The 17,177-nt window shown below is 70.7% G+C and carries 15 protein-coding genes; 6 read left to right on the top strand and 9 right to left on the bottom strand.

The window, feature by feature from the left end:
• Window positions 1-35 precede the first annotated feature (35 nt).
• Entirely contained in the window at window positions 36-920 is an 885-nt protein-coding gene (locus tag AB0M08_RS21815; protein WP_364496012.1) for a hypothetical protein, read from the top strand.
• A gap of 6 nt (window positions 921-926) precedes the next feature.
• Here AB0M08_RS21815 and AB0M08_RS21810 read toward each other — a convergent pair whose 3' ends face one another.
• The 3 genes from AB0M08_RS21810 to AB0M08_RS21800 are packed head-to-tail and all read right to left on the bottom strand — an operon-like array spanning window position 927 to window position 2,367.
• On the bottom strand, window positions 927-1,664 hold the full coding sequence (locus AB0M08_RS21810) for an endonuclease/exonuclease/phosphatase family protein (protein ID WP_364496009.1): 738 nt from the start codon (window positions 1,662-1,664) through the stop codon (window positions 927-929).
• Window positions 1,665-1,717: 53 nt separating this feature from the next.
• A complete protein-coding gene (locus AB0M08_RS21805; protein ID WP_364496006.1) occupies window positions 1,718-2,002 on the bottom strand; it encodes a WXG100 family type VII secretion target in 285 nt (94 codons plus the stop codon).
• A gap of 20 nt (window positions 2,003-2,022) precedes the next feature.
• Window positions 2,023-2,367 carry a WXG100 family type VII secretion target gene (locus AB0M08_RS21800; protein ID WP_364496156.1) on the bottom strand — a complete coding sequence of 115 codons (345 nt, stop codon included), beginning with the start codon at window positions 2,365-2,367 and terminating at the stop codon, window positions 2,023-2,025.
• Window positions 2,368-2,560: 193 nt separating this feature from the next.
• Here AB0M08_RS21800 and AB0M08_RS21795 point away from each other — a divergent pair, with 193 nt between their 5' ends.
• Window positions 2,561-3,085 carry a hypothetical protein gene (locus AB0M08_RS21795; RefSeq protein ID WP_364496003.1) on the top strand — a complete coding sequence of 175 codons (525 nt, stop codon included), beginning with the start codon at window positions 2,561-2,563 and terminating at the stop codon, window positions 3,083-3,085.
• A gap of 4 nt (window positions 3,086-3,089) precedes the next feature.
• Entirely contained in the window at window positions 3,090-4,937 is a 1,848-nt protein-coding gene (locus AB0M08_RS21790; protein ID WP_364496000.1) for a hypothetical protein, read from the top strand.
• A 13-nt stretch (window positions 4,938-4,950) separates the two neighbouring features.
• On the opposite strand, the gene AB0M08_RS21785 is transcribed toward AB0M08_RS21790, so the two are convergent.
• A complete protein-coding gene (locus AB0M08_RS21785; RefSeq protein ID WP_364495997.1) occupies window positions 4,951-5,340 on the bottom strand; it encodes an RDD family protein in 390 nt (129 codons plus the stop codon).
• A gap of 191 nt (window positions 5,341-5,531) precedes the next feature.
• Between AB0M08_RS21785 and glnA the strand changes: the two genes are divergently transcribed.
• A complete protein-coding gene (glnA, locus tag AB0M08_RS21780; protein ID WP_364495994.1) occupies window positions 5,532-6,956 on the top strand; it encodes a type I glutamate--ammonia ligase in 1,425 nt (474 codons plus the stop codon).
• A gap of 525 nt (window positions 6,957-7,481) precedes the next feature.
• On the opposite strand, the gene AB0M08_RS21775 is transcribed toward glnA, so the two are convergent.
• On the bottom strand, window positions 7,482-8,777 hold the full coding sequence (locus tag AB0M08_RS21775) for a hypothetical protein (RefSeq protein ID WP_364495992.1): 1,296 nt from the start codon (window positions 8,775-8,777) through the stop codon (window positions 7,482-7,484).
• 544 nt (window positions 8,778-9,321) lie between these two features.
• On the opposite strand from AB0M08_RS21775, the gene AB0M08_RS21770 reads away from it, so the two are divergent.
• Window positions 9,322-9,504, top strand: coding sequence for a hypothetical protein (locus tag AB0M08_RS21770; RefSeq protein WP_364495989.1), 183 nt, complete (start codon window positions 9,322-9,324; stop codon window positions 9,502-9,504).
• Window positions 9,505-9,538: 34 nt separating this feature from the next.
• Here AB0M08_RS21770 and AB0M08_RS21765 read toward each other — a convergent pair whose 3' ends face one another.
• Window positions 9,539-10,192, bottom strand: coding sequence for an ElyC/SanA/YdcF family protein (locus AB0M08_RS21765; RefSeq protein WP_364495986.1), 654 nt, complete (start codon window positions 10,190-10,192; stop codon window positions 9,539-9,541).
• A gap of 97 nt (window positions 10,193-10,289) precedes the next feature.
• On the opposite strand from AB0M08_RS21765, the gene AB0M08_RS21760 reads away from it, so the two are divergent.
• Window positions 10,290-13,409 carry a BTAD domain-containing putative transcriptional regulator gene (locus AB0M08_RS21760; RefSeq protein WP_364495983.1) on the top strand — a complete coding sequence of 1,040 codons (3,120 nt, stop codon included), beginning with the start codon at window positions 10,290-10,292 and terminating at the stop codon, window positions 13,407-13,409.
• Here the strand turns inward: AB0M08_RS21760 and AB0M08_RS21755 are convergent.
• The 3 genes from AB0M08_RS21755 to AB0M08_RS21745 are packed head-to-tail and all read right to left on the bottom strand — an operon-like array spanning window position 13,335 to window position 17,169.
• On the bottom strand, window positions 13,335-14,096 hold the full coding sequence (locus AB0M08_RS21755) for an ABC transporter permease (RefSeq protein WP_364495981.1): 762 nt from the start codon (window positions 14,094-14,096) through the stop codon (window positions 13,335-13,337). The two genes, AB0M08_RS21760 and AB0M08_RS21755, sit on opposite strands and share 75 nt — an antisense overlap.
• Window positions 14,093-15,034, bottom strand: a complete 942-nt coding sequence (locus AB0M08_RS21750) for an ATP-binding cassette domain-containing protein (RefSeq protein ID WP_364495978.1) — start codon at window positions 15,032-15,034, stop codon at window positions 14,093-14,095. Before AB0M08_RS21750 ends, AB0M08_RS21755 begins: the two co-directional genes overlap by 4 nt.
• A gap of 56 nt (window positions 15,035-15,090) precedes the next feature.
• A complete protein-coding gene (locus tag AB0M08_RS21745; RefSeq protein ID WP_364495975.1) occupies window positions 15,091-17,169 on the bottom strand; it encodes an esterase-like activity of phytase family protein in 2,079 nt (692 codons plus the stop codon).
• Between the last annotated feature and the right edge of the window lie 8 nt (window positions 17,170-17,177).

Genomic DNA, 17,177 nt, shown 5'->3' with positions numbered 1-17,177 from the left:
CGATGATAGGCGCGGGGGCGTTACCCTGTGCTGTCGTGAAACGGATCCTCATCTATCTCGTCGCCGTCGTCCTGCTGGGTGTCGTCGTCTACGACGTGGCCAGCGGGAACAGGCTCTCCGGCGCCGGGTACGCGGACGAGCGCGACGAGGCGTACGCGAGACTCAGCGGTGTCTCCGCCCAGCTCGCCGCCGCGAAGAACGCCCGGGTCGACTTCACCGCCTCGCTGCGCGGTGGCGGCCTGATCGGCGACTGGTCCGGCGTCAGCTCCGTCCAGTTCGGTGACTCGCCCGGCTGGAGCACCACGTACGCGAAGATGTCCGCCGCCGGCACGGCGAACCCCACCATCTCCGCCCGCCGCGTGCACCTCGGGGACGCCGATTACTACAGCTCCGAGCGGCTCTCCGCCGGCGACGGCAGAGCCTGGTTCGACGCCGCGAAGACCGGCATGGTCTGGGGCGACCGGTACTCCAGCCCGCAGCTGAACCTCGCCGACGTCACCACGTGGCTGCCGTTCGTCTCCGGGATCAGCGAGCTCGGCGCCGGCGACGCGGTCCAGGACATCACCCCGGACGTCCCGGACGCCCCGGACGAGTACCGCCACACCTGCTACGCCGGCCACGGCCGGTGCCCGCTGCCCTTCGGTACCCCCGTCGACGACCTCTTCACCACCATGGCCGCCCCGCTGGACATGTTCATCTGGCTCGACGACGAGGGACGCCTGCGCCGGCTGCACGTCGAGGCCTCGATGATGTGGGACGCGGACCGGGCGGGCGGCGTGACCGGCGACGGGACCGTCCACCCGGCCGTCCCGCTCGCCCTCGACGCCACGTTCACGCTGAGCGGTTTCGGCGAGCAGGCCGCGGTCACCGCCCCGGCCGCCGCCGAGGTCACCACCGCCGAGTGGGTCCGGCTCGGCTGACCCCGGTCACCTCGACAGGCTCAGCTCCGCCCGTACGCCGAAATGGTCGGAAAGGAAGTCGCCCGCCGCGGTCGTCTCCTCCCGCAGGACCAGGTCGGCCGTGCCGGTGATCCCGTCGCTCGCCAGAATGTGATCGAAAGCGGGCGGGTCGGGCCACGCGGCGGTGGGCCGATAGGTCGGCCGGGAATCCCCGGCCATGAGGTCGTGCAGCCCGTTCCGGTGGATGAAATCGGTCAGCGGCGCCGAGCCACGGGGGAGGTTGAGGTCACCGGTCACCACGGTCGGCCCGCTGATCTCCCCGCTGACGACCGCGAGTTCCGCCCGGGCGACCCGGGTGTACCGGTTCTCCGCCGACCAGTCGTCGTCCCGGTTGGCCGAGAGATGCGTGTTGACGACGTCCACGCTCGTGCCACCACTCTGGACGGTGACGATCAGGGCGCCCTTGCGCATCAGGAACTCCGGCCGGACCGGGCCGGTCATCGGGAACCGTACGAACCGGGAGCCGGTGACCGGCAGCCGGGAGAGGACGACCAGCCCACCCTGGAGGACCACCGGCCCTCGGCACACCCGGTGGCGGTAGGAGGGTGCGGCGTCCCGGAGCAACCGGACGTCCGCCCGGTACATGACCTCCTGCAGGCAGACGACGTCGTGGTCCGAGGTCTCCAGGATCTCGCCGAGCGCCCGGAGACGTTCCCGGACATGACCCTTGAAGAGCGCGTTGAACGTCAGCAGCCGCAGCGTCATCCGGCGATCTCATCACGGCCCGGGTCGCCCGGAGATCCCGGCCACGGTCTCACTCACATCCCGGAGGCGATCTGCTGGTCGATCTGCTGCATCCGCTCGGCCGAGGCGCCGAGCCGGACGCCCACACCGGCCAGCGCGTTCTTGATCTCCGTGGCGCCCTGGTTCCACTTCTGCCGCGCCTCGTCGCACGCGGTGCCGGCGGAGCCGGTCCAGTCCTGCGCGAAGAGCTGGGTGAAGGCGGTGTAGAGGTCGTTCAGTTCGCGGTCCATCTGCCCCTCGAAGGTGCCGATGGCGAGGGCGACGTCGCCGATCCGGCCGAAGTCGTAGGTGATGCTCATGGTGGTCTCCCCGATCTCGGCTACACGCCGCGCAGGATGCTGAGGACGGAGCCGTCACCGGCGGACGCGGCCGCGGCATGGATCTCCCGGGCGGCGTCCTCGTCGTGGACGCCGTACTGGGTGGAGGCGTTGCTCATCTTCCCGGCGAGCTCGTCGAGGGCGTTGACGATCTTCGTCAGGCCGTCGTCGAGCTGCACCGAGACCCCCTGGAGCGCCGTGTTGGCGCTGCCTTGGAAGCCGCCCCCACCGAGCGACTGGATGCGATCGAGCAGCTGGGCCATGCCCCGCGCCACGTTCTGGCCGGTGTCCTCGCACCGCTGCGCCATCGCGTTCAACTGTTCCTGAGTGGCATGGACCCGGCCCATACCCGGAGTTCCCGACAAGGCGGTTCACCTCGATTCACGCCGAGAGCGTCGATACTGGCTATGTCTCCCCGTACACCCGGCGGTCTGATTCGGTTCGAACCGGCTCGCTGACGTCGGCGTACTCTCCAGCGTCACCCGGTCGTCACACAGCGATGGCCATCGGTGGCCCGGATACGACCGCCGGGGAGGCCTGATGGAATCCGACGAACCGTTCGCGAACGAGACCGGCGCGAACACCGCCGCCTGGCCGGGCGACGGTCCCGCGGTCGAGGCCGACCTCGACGGCATGCGCGGGTACGCCGGGCTGATGCGGGGCGCACAGCGGGACCTGGCCGGCCGCGGCACTCACCTGAGCGACCTCCACGACCTGCCGGTCACCGCCTGGGAGGGCGACGTGCTCGGCGAGGCGGCGGTCCTCCGCGACCGGATCACCGCGAACGCGAGCGAGTTCACCACCTACCTCGACAACCTCGGCCGCTCGCTGCTGAACATCGGCTGCGCGGCACAGACCATCGCCGACATGTACGAGTCCGGTGACGCCGCGGCGGCGGCCTCCCTGACCGACGTGCTCTTCGCGTACGGCGACACGTCCGTCCCCCGGCCGGACGGCCTGCCCGCCGGCGTCGGCCGGACGTACCTGGAGGCGCTGGCCGAGGGCGACACCCGGGTCACCGGCGACCTGATCGGGGACCCGGACGACCCGCGGGCGAACGGGTAACCCGATGGCCGGTTACTGGGGCGCCACCGCCGACCCGCACTACGGGTACAGCCCGTACAGCGGGCAGCTGCACTACGGCGATCATCCGCAGTCGGGGGTGGTGCTCACCGAGCCGCCGGGCGAGGGCAACGGCACCACGATCGAGGCGATCGGGCGCCGGTTCCACAACATGCACCCGGAGCGGATCGCGGCCCTCGCCGAGCAGTGGCAGAACTCCTGGACGCTGCTGAACGAGGTCCGGTCGTACGTCCTCGCGCGGAGCGAAGTGCTGGAACGGGAGCACTGGAGGTCGCCGGGCGCCCGGGACGCGTTCCTGCGGATGGGCCCCGGTACGGCGCTCGCCTACCTCGACGTCTGGATGGACGCCGCGCAGAACAACGTCACCACGCTGCGGCACCTGGTGAACGTCACGGCCGACGCCCGGCGCGACATCGACGACCTGCTCCGGCGCTACGAACAGAAGCTGCGGGAGGCGCAGAGCGTCAACGTCTTCGAGCACCTCGGCAAGTTCCTGAACAGCACCTCGTGGAGCTGGTCGGAGGCGGAGAAGGAGGAGATCCGGGACGACGTCCGGGGCGTCACCGCGGACTTCACCCGGGAGGCGCAGGCGCTCGCCCACCGGTACGGCGACGAGCTCTTCGAGTACATCGGCAGGATGGCGGGCGGCGTGGGCCCGCCGGTCCGCCCGATGAACGCGGTGCTGGACGTCCCGGGCGGCCCGGGCGGCCCGTCATCGGCGGAGCTCCCGCCCGGCGGCGGATCACCGGCGCCCCCGCCGACGATCCCGGTGGCGTTCCCCGCGGACCCGGGCGGGGACACCCCGGCGCCGGAGAACCCGCCGGCCGGCACGGGACAGCCCTCCGGCGGTCCGGACCCCGGGGGCCCGCAGGCTCTGCCCGAACCGCCCGTCCAGGCCGCTGAGCTGCCGCCGGGACTACCCGTACTCCCGCCGGGACTGCCCTCGCCGGTCCCGGGGAACGCCGGTACCCGTCCGCCGGGTCTCCCGCCCGGCGCGCCCGGGAGCGGCCGGGTGCCGATCACGCCGACCGCGCCGACCGCGCCGCTGAACCCGGGGCAGCTCGGGCGGGGATCGTTCGGGCGCGGGAAGCAGCCGCCGCCCGGGTTCGGGCAGCCGCCGGGGCGCATGCTGCGCCGCAGTGGGCATCCGGGCGACCGCACGCCCCCGCCGCCGGTCCGGCCGAGCGACCGGCGCCGCGGGGAGGAGCGGGGTCGGGTTCCCGGTACGCCGGCCGAGGGCGAGGAGACCGTCGGGCGGCCTTCCGGCAGGACGGCTCCGCCCGTACTCGGAAATCCGCAGCGGAACCGTGCGCGGCGACCGCCCGGAAGCACCGCGGAGCTGCATCCGGCCGCGCCGGCAGGCGGCGGTGATCCATTCCGGCCAGAGGGGGCGGCGCCGCCGGTGCTGAACCGGCCGGTCGGACCCGGGACGCCGCCGCAACCGGCGCGACGTCGGGAGACTCCCCCAGTGGAGAGGAGCGGTCCCGCGTGGGCCGACTTCTTCGGCGCGGAGCGGGCGCGGTCCGGTGCAGGATCAGGAACGGTCGAGGCACCGTCGGCGGCACACGGGCCGCGACCCGGGGACGTGGCACCCGGGCTGCGCAACCCGGCCGCGAGCGGGGCCCCACCGGAGACGGTGGCGCCCGAGCTCAGCAGGCGGCGGACGACCGGGAGGCCGATCCCGGTACGGCCGGAGGAGGACGAGGAGCGCGGCATCGTCACCGACGAGCAGGCGTTCGACGTGCCGACCCCGGGCGGTGGCGTGGTGACCAACAGGCGGGAGGACCCGGGCTACGAACCGGAGATCAAACGGGCGCTGGGCGGCGGGCGGTGAGCACGCGGAACGGTCACACGGCGCGGACGACGATCGAGCCGGCCGCCCGGTCGTGCAGCCCACGCCCCATCCCGTCGCTGATCATCGCGGGCACCACCACCGCCAGCAGGACCGCGCGGACCAGGCCCTTCGCCAGCCCGATCGCCCCGCCGTCGGCGAACGCCACGCACTGCAGGCGGACCAGCCGCATCCCCAGCGTCTGGCCGAACACCCCGATGAAAACCGTGTTCATCAGGATCAGCACGGCGACCGCCGGCCACGCGACCTGGCGCGGGTCCTGGTAGAGGCTGGCGATCAGGAGACACGAGACCCAGTCGATCAGCAGGGCGACCAGTCGCGCCCCGCCACCGGCCGGTTCCGCCCCGGCCGGGGCCACCGGGGCGTCGTTCGCGGAAGCTGCCACGGCCTCCGAGCGTACGCGATAGGGTCCGAGGGTCGGCCTCGCGCTCGCGCCGTGCCTGATCATCCGGTTACGTAACACGGCGGAAACAATAGGGATACGCCGGGGCAACTCCGTACCCATAACGTCGCGACCAGCCTTGCCAGGTGGCGGCTCATGCCGCCCGGTATCGGAAAACTGTGCCAGGAGGACGTGTGTTCGCCAATCCCGAGGAACTCCTTCGATACCTCAAAGACGAGGACGTCAAGTTCGTCGACGTACGGTTCTGTGACCTCCCCGGCGTGATGCAGCACTTCAACATCCCGGTGGAGTCGTTCGACGACAGTGTGGCGACCGACGGTCTGGCTTTCGACGGGTCCTCGATCCGCGGCTTCCAGGCCATCCACGAGTCCGACATGATGCTGCTGCCGGACGTCGCGACCGCGTTCATCGACCCGTTCCGGATCCAGAAGACGCTGGCGCTGAACTTCTTCATCCACGACCCGTTCACCCGCGAGGCGTACTCGCGTGACCCGCGGAACGTGGCCAAGAAGGCCGAGGCCTACCTCGCGTCCAGCGGCATCGCCGACACCGCGTACTTCGGCGCCGAGGCGGAGTTCTACATCTTCGACTCGATCCGCCACGAGACCTCCGCGCACCAGGCGTTCTACTACATCGACTCGGTCGAGGGCGCGTGGAACACCGGCCGTGAGGAGGAGGGCGGCAACCGCGGTTACAAGACCGCGTACAAGGGCGGCTACTTCCCGGTCTCCCCGGTCGACCACTACTCCGACCTGCGCGACGCGATGGTCCGCCGCCTGGTCGACACCGGCTTCACCGTCGAGCGCTCGCACCACGAGGTCGGCACCGCGGGCCAGGCCGAGATCAACTACAAGTTCTCGACGCTGCTGCACGCCGGCGACCAGATGCAGCTCTTCAAGTACATCATCAAGAACACCGCCTGGGAGCACGGCAAGACGGCGACGTTCATGCCGAAGCCGCTCTTCGGCGACAACGGCTCCGGCATGCACACCCACCAGAGCCTCTGGCTCGGCGGCGAGCCGCTCTTCTACGACGAGACCGGCTACGCGGGCCTCTCGGACACCGCCCGCTGGTACATCGGCGGCCTGCTGCACCACGCGCCGTCGCTGCTCGCGTTCACCAACCCGACCGTCAACTCGTACCGGCGCCTGGTCCCCGGCTACGAGGCCCCGGTCAACCTGGTCTACTCGCAGCGCAACCGCTCCGCGTGCACCCGCATCCCGGTGACCGGCAGCAACCCGAAGGCCAAGCGCGTCGAGTTCCGCGTCCCGGACCCGTCGAGCAACCCGTACCTGTCGTTCGCCGCCCAGATGATGGCCGGCCTCGACGGCATCAAGAACAAGATCGAGCCCCCGGCCCCGATCGACAAGGACCTCTACGATCTGCCGCCGGAGGAGTGGGGCAGCGTCAAGCAGGTCCCCGGCTCCCTGGACGCCGTCCTCAACTCCCTCGAGGACGACCAGGACTACCTCACCGCCGGCGGCGTCTTCACCGACGACCTCCTCTCCACGTGGATCGACTACAAGCGCACCAACGAGATCGACCCGGTCCGCCTGCGCCCCACCCCGCACGAGTTCGAGATGTACTACAACGTCTGACCTTGACCAAGGTCCTGACCAGCGGTTCTGCTCGCTGGTCTGATCTCGGGCCCAGCGCGGGCACAGCGTGAGGAACGGCGGTCATGCTCGGCTCCCAGCCGACATGGCCGCCGTTTCGCGTACGCCGGGAGCACCGCCGACCGACATCGCAGCCCACCACGTATCCGCCTACACCGCCGGCGGCCAGCCGATCGAGGTCTGCATCCACGTCATGCCCGGCCATATCTGGACCCTGCGCTACGGCTGGGACGACAAGCGAACCAGTGGAGAGCGATAGTGCGGGTCACCGTCGCCTCAGAACCAGCGCCCGGCCGACAGAACGAGGACGCCGCACCACAGGTGGGAACTCTCGTCGCGGTCTTCGAGATGGACAAGACCTTCGCCACCCGCGTGCCCGACGCGCCGGCGGAGGATCCCTCCCCTGCGATCCGACACCACGACGGTATCCATTTCCGTGACGCATGAACAGGACCGGCAGCACGGGCCGGGCACGAGAGCACGGCCGTCCCTGTGCGAGATGAGCCGCTAACGTCTCGACGGAATGAACTGTCGCCGTAGCCGTTCGTCCGACTGCAGCCTCCTGCCGAAAGCCCTCAAGCACATGAACAGCGGCATGGAGACGGCGACCCGCACCTCCTCGCTCTCGATGCATCGAAGGCTGCTCGGTTCCGCCATCAGGCGTTCCAGGTCGATCGTCACGGTTTCCACCGAGTCGACGTATCCTCGTTCCGTGAGCCGCACTCTCCGGCCCTTGAAGTCGTTGGCGTTCCCCTGCAACCGAGTCACGCCGACATACTCCGGCTTCCCGCCCTTGTTGACCCAACGGAAATAGCCATTGATCTCGGTCCACATGATCTCATCCGGCTGCAGCGAAGCCTCCTCCGTCAACTCACGCTCCATCGTCGCCCGTATGATCGCAGCCAGAGGCTGAGACCGAACAAAACGAAGGCTTCGCACGTCACGAAGATCCATGGATCCGGAACCTGGCGCCCACAGCAAGCCACTCGAAAGGGAATTGCTCGACTGGCGGACCAGAACCGCAAGATTATCTTCTGCGAAAGCCAGCGTACTGGCTCCGATGACGTTGGCGAGACTACTCTCCTTCAGAGTTTCGAGCGGATCACCCGGCGCTCCGGTCACCAACGACGAGCCTCGAAAGACGACCCTTCCCTTCCCGTCGACCAGGTCTCGCTCCACCAGATAGTTGGTTACCACCATGGAAAAGTAGCGAGTTCGACTAAGATTTACAGTCCCCTTCTCCGACCGCAGGACGTCCGCGCTCAAATCTTCGTCCTGCCGCACGACCTTGCCGTTGAATAAAGATCCACGATTGTGCTCGTATACGTTCGCGAGTACCGCGTTGACAAACGGCCGAACCTTCACGGAGATTTCTTTTCGCCGCCGCGACCATCGGAATCTGGCCTTCGTCCCGGGGAGTTCGGAGTCGATCTCGTCCCACGAGACGGCCACGTCGAATCGCTTTTCGCGAGCCAGCTCGGCCAACCACTTTTCTCGCACCGGACCGACCCGCGGGAATCGAATCACGGTGCCCGACTCGACCCTGAGCCCATTGAATGCCGGATGGACCTCGCGCGGAGACAGATTCCTACTGGCCGCACGATGCCGGATCCAGTCGGCAACCCAGATGACGAACGATGCCGACGAAAGGACCACTGCCGAGATCTTCACCCCCGAGCGTCCCGAGATGGTGGCCAGGCCGAAAACGATCGAGACGAGAGTCAGCATGAAGTTGAAGTACCAGAGCCTACTGCCCGACACCGCCGCAAGATAGAAGTCAACCCGCTGACGCAGCGGAACCATAGCCACCAACCAGAGACGAGCCGCTTTCCACTGATGATACATTGCAGACAAGGTCTTCAATGGGCTCACCCCCGACCAGCGATAAGGTCTCAGGCTGATATTCAGAGGAGGACGTCCTGCGAAAATTGGTGAGCGGAAGTATAGACAGGATCCGGTCCGGCCAAAATGCAGGAATCCCCTTTCGCGTCAAGGAACGATCGCGGCAATTCGACCCGCCACCCTATTGTTTCCTGACGACCGGTCGAATCAGATCAGTCACCGAACATCCACCGGCCATCACCCGGGCGTTCTCGACGACGTTCGCCGTGGAGATCGAACAGCCACGGTCGAGCTCGGTGGCGGGTGGGTCACGCGCCCCGGCCGGCGGCGCCCGGCCGTTCGCACCCCTCTGGTCACCGGCTCCGCAGCGGTCGTCACCTCATCGAGGGAATCCGGGAGTGCACACATCCGCGCTCACCTGCGTGAACGTGAATCGGGGCCGGGCGAGGTGCGGGAACGCGACGTAGCTTCTCTCTCACGTACGGGGCCTATCGGAGGGAGACACATGTCGGAGCCGGTGCGGTTCGAGATGCGGATGAAGCCGGGGTTCGGGGCGGAGTACACGCGGGAGCAGGTGGTGGGCTCGCGCGTGCGGCATCCGGTCGGGCCCGCCGCCGGGGTGATCGTGGACTGGCTCGACGAGGACGACGGCGGCGTCACCCTGATCGTCGAGCAGCGGCTGCGATAGCGAGGGTCACGACGTTCGGCATCGGGCGGGTATGTCACGACCGTGGGAAGGGGCGGGTCGCGGACCAGAGCAGCTCGGAACGCCGGGTGGCCGCCGCGATCGCGCGGGACGGGTCGGTGGGCAGGCCGACGCAGGCGATCAGGCTGGCCAGGGTCACCAGGCGGCTCGGCGGGGTGTCCGGGCGCGGGACGGCCACCCCGAGGTACGGCCGGCGCAGCGTCCGTGGGGCGATCACCGACAGGATGCGGCGCAGGTGGGAGCGGTGCGAGACGATCGCGACCGGGCGGGCGTCGCCGAAGTGGCCCTCGTGCTCGGAGCGCAGGAGATTGGTGACGGTGTCCAGCGAATGGCGCTCCGGACGTACGCGCGAGGAAGCGAGACCGGAAGCGATCAGCTCGGCCACCATCGCGTCGGCCTCGGGCCGGCCCTGAAAGATCTCACCGGGCGCCTCCGGCGTGGTCCACGGCGCTCCCGTGAGGTCGGACGGGGACTTGTAGCCGGAGCAGACGACCACGCCGTCCCGCGCGGCGACGACCTCGGCGAAGAGGGCTGCCGCGACGGCGACCCGCTCGGCGCCCTCGGGCGTGATGCCGAAACCGTCGGCGGCGCGGCCACGGCCCGGTACCAGGATGTGCGCGACCTGATCCAGCGTCAGACCAGGTGTTCCGGCCATCACCTCGAACTCCACGCCGGAAGACTCTAGCCAACCCCCGGGGGTTATCCGGTACCCGCACACCAGGCAGGCAGGCTGTCCGGCGACCACGGAAGCAGGCAGAATTCGACCCGTGAACATCGCGCTGCTCGGGCCACTCGAGGTGCTCGGCGACGACGGCCGACCGGTGCCGGTCGCCGGGGCCCGGCTGCGCGCGCTGCTGGTCCTGCTCGCCCTGGACGCGGGGCGGGTGGTCTCCACCGAGCGGCTGATCGACGGCGTCTGGGATGACGAGCCACCCGCCGGTGCGCCGAACGCATTGCAGTCACTGATCTCCCGGCTGCGGCGTGCTCTCCCGGAGCTGCGCGTCGACGCGGTCCCGGCCGGGTATCGCCTGGTCCTGGATCCGGATCGGGTGGACGCGCACCGGTTCGCGCGGCTGGCGGACGCCGATCCGGGCGGAGCGCTCGGGCTGTGGCGCGGGGAGCCGGAGTTCCCGGAGGCGGCACGGGCCGACGCGATCCGGCTGGAACGGCTGCGGCTCGCCGCGCGGAAGGCGTGGCTCGCCGCCGAGATGCGGCATCGCGACGTGGTCCCCGAGCTGGAGGGGCTGGTCGCCGCGCACCCACTGGACGAGCCGCTGGTCGCGCTGCTGATCCGGGCGCTGCGACGGGACGGCAGTCCGGGGCGGGCGCTGGAGGTCTTCGAGGCGGCCCGGCGGCGGCTGGCCGAGCAGCTCGGCGCCGATCCGTCGGCCGAGCTGTCCACACTGCACCGCGAGCTGCTGCGGGAACGGCCGGACACGCCACGCCGGAATCTGCCGGCCGAGCTGAGCAGTTTCGTCGGGCGAGAGGCCGACGTCGGCGCGGTGCGCGGGCTGATCGGCGCGCACCGGCTGGTCACCCTGAGCGGTCCGGGCGGCAGCGGGAAGACCCGCCTGTCGGTCGAGGTCGGCGGCCGGCTGCCGGGTGAGGTGTGGCGGGTCGAGCTCGCTCCGGTACGCGATCCCGCCGAGGTCCCGCAGGCCGTTCTCACCTCGCTGCCGCACCAGGACCGGGTGGTGCTCGGCGCGCGCAAGGACACGCTGGTCCGGCTCCGGGAGGCGGTGGCCGGGCGCGAGATGCTGCTCGTCCTGGACAACTGCGAGCACCTGATCGAGGCCGCAGCCGAGGTCGCCGACGTGATGCTGCGGGCCGCGCCGGGACTCCGCCTGCTCGCCACCAGCCGGGAGCCGCTGGGCATCCCGGGTGAGCGGCTCTACCCGGTCGAGCCGCTGGAGCTGCCACCGCCGGACGCGGACGCGACCACGGCTGCCGGTTATCCCGCGGTGCGGCTGCTGCTGGACCGGGCTGCCGGGCTCGCCCTGACCGACGGGAACGCGGGGCACGTGGTCCGGGTCTGCCGCGCCCTGGACGGCATGCCGCTCGCCATCGAGCTGGCCGCGGCCCGGCTCCGGACGCTGCCGCCGGCGGTCCTCGCCGACCGGCTGACCGACCGGTTCCGGCTGCTCACCGGCGGGAGCCGGACGGCGCTGCCCCGGCACCAGACACTGCGCGCGGTGGTGGACTGGAGCTGGGACCTGCTCTCCGAGCCGGAGCAGCGGCTGTGGCGGCGGCTCGCGGCGTTCCCGGGCGGCGCCGACGTCGCCGCGGTCGAGCAGGTCTGCGACGGCGACCTGGATCTGCTCGGCGCGCTGGTCGACAAGTCGTTGCTGGTCCTGGGCCCGGACGGGCGGTACAGGATGCTCGAGACGATCCGGGAGTACGGCCTGGAACGGCTGGCCGAGGCCGGCGAGAGCGAGCCGATGCGCCGGGCGATCGCCGGGTGGCTGCTGGCGCTGGCCCGGGAGGCGGAGCCGCACCTGCGGACCGGCGAGCAGCTGGTCTGGATGGCACGGCTGCGGACCGAGCACGACAACTCGCACGCCATGGTACGAGCGGCGATCGCGGCGGGTGACCGGGCGACGGCGATCGCGCTGGTCGCGAACCTGGGGTGGTACTGGTGGCTCTGCGGGCACCGGACCGAGGGCACCGCGCTCTGCCTGGACGCGATCGCGCTGGACGGCCCGGCGGACGACGAGGAGCTGGCCCTGGCATACACCCTGGCCGCGCTCAACGGCGTCGAGGGGCAGCTGGGCTTCACCGAGGTCAAGACGTTCTTCGACCGGGCCCGCGAGCTCGCCGAGCCGATCACCGACGGGCATCCGGGGCTGCGGCTGCTCGGACCGGTCTCGGCGCTCTACTCGTCGCCGGAGCACGAGACGGTGCTGGAGTTCGCCGCGGCGCTCTACGAGGACCCGGACCCCTGGCTGCGCGCGATCGCCCGAATGATCACCGGGCAGGTCCGGCTCAACTTCGGCGAGCCGGCCGAGACCGCCGAGGCCGACCTGCGCGCGGCGCTCGACGGGTTCCGGGCGGTCGGCGACCGGTGGGGTGTCGGGTTCACGCTGAGCGCGCTGGCCGACCTCACCGCGGCCGGTGGTGACTTCGGCCGGGCGGTGGGCTGGCAGCGGGAGGCACTCGCGCTGGTCGAGGAGGTGGGCATCCGGGAGGACCTGCCGCAGATCGGCGCCAAGCTCGCCCACCAGCTCTGGCTGGCCGGGGAGCGCGAGGAGGCGCACCGGGTGCTCAAGCAGGCCCGGCGGCACGCGCTCGAGATCGGCATCCCGGAGGTGATGGGCTCGGTGCACCACGCCTGCGCGACGATCGCCCGGGCCGAGGGCCGGCTGGACGAGGCACGGCGCGAGATCGAGCTCACCGTCGGGCTGATCGAGCACACCACGCTCGCACCACAGTTCAAGGCGATGGCGAGCAGCACGCTGGGGCTGGTCGAGGGGGCGGCGGGAGACCTGGGCGCGTCGCGCACACAGCACGAGCGGGCGCTGCGCATCGCGGTCGAGTCGATGGACTCCCCGGTGATCGCGCAGGTGCTGGTCGGATTCGCCGATCTGCTGGTCCGCGAGGGCGACCCGGCGGGAGCCGCCCGGCTGCTCGGCGCGGCGGTCGCGGTACGCGGCTCGGTGGACCACACGGTCAGCGACGCCGACGCGGTGGAACGCGAAGTCCGCGCCACCCTGGGCGGCACGGACTTCGCGACGGCCTTCCACCGGGGCGACGAGGTGACCATCCCGACGGCGCTGGCGGCCGCCGGACTGCAACCGGCGACGGAGGCCGCCGGGCTAGATCCGGCGGCGGAAGGCGCGGACCGAGAGAGGAGCGAAGATCAGCAGGAAACCTGCGGCCCAGAGCAGTGACTGAGTGACCGGGGTGGCGACCGGGCCGCCGGTGAGCAGGCCGCGGACCGCGTCGGCGAGCAGCGTGGTCGGGTTGACCTTGACGAAGCCCTGCAGCCAGCCCGGCATGCTCGCCGGGTGGACGAAGGCGCCGCTGGCGAAGGTGAGCGGGAAGAAGAGCGTGAAGCCGAAGATCTGGACCTTCTCCGGGGAGCTGACCAGCATCGCGATCAGGACCGACGCCCAGGAGACGGCCATCGCGAAGGTGAGCAGCAGGCCGAAGACCGCGAGCACCTGCAGCGGGCCGGTGGTGATCCGGTAACCGAGCAGGGCGCCGAAGGCGAGCAGCAGGCAGACCGCCCAGGCCTGCTTGATCACGTCGGCGACGATCCGGCCGGCGAGCGGGGAGAAACGGGCGATCGGGAGGGAACGGAGACGGTCGAAGACGCCCTTGCTGATGTCGGTGTTCAGGCCGACGCCGGTGTTCATCGTGGAGATGATCAGGTTCTGGGCGATGATGCCGGGAAGGGCGAAGGCCAGGTACTCCTTCGGGCTCCCGGCGATCTCGCCGCCGAAGACGTACGTGAAGAGCAGCAGGAACATCACCGGCTGGATGCTGAAGTCCATCAGCTCGAACGGGTTGTGCTTGATCTGCACCAGGGTCCGCCAGGCCAGCGTCCCGGTGTTGCGCAGCGCCATCGTGGTCATGCGGGGGCTCCGGTCAGGCTCAGGAAGACCTCGTCCATGCTGGGGCTGCGCAGCGAGAGCTCGGCCACGGTCAGGCCCTGCTCGTCGAGGTCGCGGACCAGGCGGGTGAGGGCTCCGGGTTCGGCGACCGGCGCCGTGATCACGTCGGCGGCGACGTCGACCGGGCCCGCGGCGACCCGCCCGACCGCGTCCTTCAGCGCGGCGAGGTCGTCCGGGGCGGACGGGCGTACCGCGAGGGTCTGTGCTCCGGTCCGGGCCTTGAGCTGCTCCGGCGTGCCGGTGGCGATCACCCGGCCGTGGTCGATCACCACGATCTCGTCGGCCAGCTGGTCGGCCTCGTCCAGGTACTGGGTGGTGAGCAGCACGGTCGTCCCCCCGGCGACCAGGCCACGGATGATCTCCCAGACGTCGTTGCGGCTGCGCGGGTCGAGTCCGGTGGTCGGCTCGTCCAGGTAGAGCAGCCGCGGATCGCCGACCAGGCTGGCGGCCAGGTCGAGGCGGCGCCGCATGCCGCCGGAGTACCGGCCGGCCGCGCGGTCGGCGGCGGCCACCAGGTCGAAGCGGTCCAGGAGGTCGCGTGCCCGCTGCCGGGAGGAGGCGCGGGACAGCCCGAGCAGACGGCCGATCATGATCAGGTTCTCGGTACCGGTGAGCGTCTCGTCGACCGACGCGTACTGGCCGGTCAGGCCGATCAGCTCGCGGACCTGGTGTGCCTGCTGGACGACGTCGAAGCCGCCGACCGTGGCGTGCCCGGCGTCCGGGCGGATCAGGGTGGCCAGCACCCGGACCGCGGTGGTCTTGCCGGCGCCGTTCGGCCCGAGCAGGCCGAGGACGGTGCCGGTGCGTACCGCGAGGTCGACGCCGTTCAGGGCGGTGGTGGCGCCGAAGCGTTTCACCAGCCCCTCGGCGAGGATCGCGGTGGAGGTGTCATATCCCATGCCGCCACCGTGACCCCCGCCGCTGACACGGCGCTGATACGAGCGCCGGGGCGGTGTCAGCGAAGCTTGCCGAGATCCAGGAACACCGTCTCGCCGGTGGCGTCGTCGATCGCGTCGTTGTCGGTCACGGCGTACCAGCGGCCGTCTCCGGCGATCGCCAGTCCCTCCAGTTTGTCCTGCACCCAGCCGTTGTCCGCGGTCAGGTTCGGCAGCACGTCCGCGACCAGGGTCTTGGTCACCATCGGGATGCCGGTCCAGGTGGCCGGTACGTCGAACCGGTAGATCCTCTTGATCGACGCGAGGGTGCCCCGCTGGTTGTCCCGTTCGATCACCGCGAAGGTGTCCGCGTCGACCGCGACGATCTCGGAGAGCCCGCTCCAGCCGACCGGCGCGACGTCCGCCGGGTAGAGCAGCCACGACCAGGTCCCGGTGACCGTGTCGTAGCGCCCGATCCGGTTCGTGCCGGCCGGGTCGCCCTTGATCGTGCGCTGCACCGCGACCCAGACCGACGTGCCGGCCTCCGCGACGCCCTCCAGCCCGTTGCCGGTCACCGCGTTCGCGACGTCGGCGGAGAGCGGGATCTCCTCCCGCACCTCGCCGGCCGCGGTCAGGCGTACCAGAAGGTTCGGCTCCTTTCCCGCGCCGGTGCCCTCGACGGCCAGCCAGTAGCCGCCGCCCTTCCGCGCCACCAGGCCCTCGGCGTCGTAGCCGACCGGCTCGCCGTTCCTGGTGACGGTCAGCTGGGAGTCGACGACCCCGCTCGTGGAGAGCCCGAGGATCCGCGTCGGCGAGTAGGCCGCATCGGTCACCGAGACCAGCCGGTTCGTCGTGCCGGGCACCGCCGAGAGCGCCGAGAGCGTGCCGAACGGGATGTCGTCCACCGAGTGGAGCCGCGTGCCGGCCGGAGTACCGAACCCGTACACCTGCACGGTGCCGCGGATCCCGATCGCGGCGTCGTCCTCTTCGGAGGAGACCACGATCAGATTCCGTGCGGGTACGGCCACCACTCCCTCGGGCGCGTTCGTCGTCGGCAGGAGCTGGACGAATCGCGGCGACCGCGGGTTCGACACGTCGTAGACCGCGGTGAAGTTCCCCCGCTCCGCGTTGACGAGAACGTACGGGACGCCGCGGAAGGAGGCGAACGCCACGTTCTCCGGCTCGATGCCCTTGGCGTCCGAGCGCTTGTCCGGATACTGCCCGTACGAGACGGCGATGTGCTCCAGCGTGTCGCCCGCGTCCCAGACGACCGTGCCGGTCCGGGCCGAGAAGACCGACCAGCCGCGCGTGCCGCCCTCGTAGTCCCCCTCGTTCGCGGTGGCGAAGAGGTCGTCGGTGATCCAGGTGACCCCGTCCGGCTCCCGCTTCGCGGTGATCGACCCGGTCAGCGAGATCCGGTCGTCGTCGAGGGTGTCGACGCCGTTCACGGTGACGGTGCCCGCGTCGAAGGAGCGGACGACCGTGCGGGAGGCGAGCGACACCACCGCGAGCCGGTTGTTCTCCTGCAGCGAGACGACGGCCTCGTCACGGGAGTTGACGCTGACGTACTCCGGCTCCGGGTCGGCGGCCAGCCCGGTCAGGTCGACCTTCGCGACCGTCCAGGACCTGGTGTCGATCACCGAGAGATAGCCGGGCGGCGTGACGCCGAGCGGGCCGTCGTCCTCCCGCTCGTTCTCGATGGCGACCGCGATGTAGCGGCCGCTCGGCGCGACCGCGACCGAGTCCGGCTGCCCGCCCAGGTCCAGCTCCCGGACCACGGCCCGGGTGGTGGCGTCGACCACGACCAGCTTGCCGGACGGATCCGTCTTCGAGGCGCTGGTGTTCACCCCGGCCAGCAGCAGCCGCCCGAGGTGCGCCACCGAGGTCGGCTCGCCACCGACGGCGAGCGTCCCCCGCGCGGCCGGGCGGGACGGATCGGTGATGTCGACGAACCCGATCCGCCTGCCGGGGCTGTCGGTGTAGACGACCGTCCGGCCGTCCTCGGTGACCGTGGAGATCTCGGCCGACGCGGTGTCATCGATGGACGAATTCAGATATACCGGAAATGTCGAGAGCCGACGAAAACCAGCGTCACGGCCGTGTGCGGACGCGGGAGAGGCCAGGACCAGAACCGAGGCGACCACCGTGCGTAGGAGCATGGCCTCTG

Origin of the sequence: Actinoplanes sp. NPDC051851 (assembly GCF_040681165.1) — a bacterium.
Taxonomy (GTDB): Bacteria; Actinomycetota; Actinomycetes; order Mycobacteriales; family Micromonosporaceae; genus Actinoplanes.
This window is presented reverse-complemented; position numbering and strand designations above follow the sequence as displayed.

What these genes read in the sequence shown, in the direction of transcription:
- AB0M08_RS21770 (WP_364495989.1), top strand. Translation starts at nt 9,322, where the DNA reads ATGTCGGAGCCGGTGCGGTTCGAGATGCGGATGAAGCCGGGGTTCGGG.
- AB0M08_RS21775 (WP_364495992.1), bottom strand. Translation starts at nt 8,777, where the DNA reads ATGGTTCCGCTGCGTCAGCGGGTTGACTTCTATCTTGCGGCGGTGTCG.
- AB0M08_RS21755 (WP_364495981.1), bottom strand. Translation starts at nt 14,096, where the DNA reads ATGACCACGATGGCGCTGCGCAACACCGGGACGCTGGCCTGGCGGACC.
- AB0M08_RS21805 (WP_364496006.1), bottom strand. Translation starts at nt 2,002, where the DNA reads ATGAGCATCACCTACGACTTCGGCCGGATCGGCGACGTCGCCCTCGCC.
- AB0M08_RS21750 (WP_364495978.1), bottom strand. Translation starts at nt 15,034, where the DNA reads ATGGGATATGACACCTCCACCGCGATCCTCGCCGAGGGGCTGGTGAAA.
- AB0M08_RS21745 (WP_364495975.1), bottom strand. Translation starts at nt 17,169, where the DNA reads ATGCTCCTACGCACGGTGGTCGCCTCGGTTCTGGTCCTGGCCTCTCCC.
- AB0M08_RS21795 (WP_364496003.1), top strand. Translation starts at nt 2,561, where the DNA reads ATGGAATCCGACGAACCGTTCGCGAACGAGACCGGCGCGAACACCGCC.
- AB0M08_RS21810 (WP_364496009.1), bottom strand. Translation starts at nt 1,664, where the DNA reads ATGACGCTGCGGCTGCTGACGTTCAACGCGCTCTTCAAGGGTCATGTC.
- AB0M08_RS21800 (WP_364496156.1), bottom strand. Translation starts at nt 2,367, where the DNA reads ATGGGCCGGGTCCATGCCACTCAGGAACAGTTGAACGCGATGGCGCAG.
- AB0M08_RS21790 (WP_364496000.1), top strand. Translation starts at nt 3,090, where the DNA reads ATGGCCGGTTACTGGGGCGCCACCGCCGACCCGCACTACGGGTACAGC.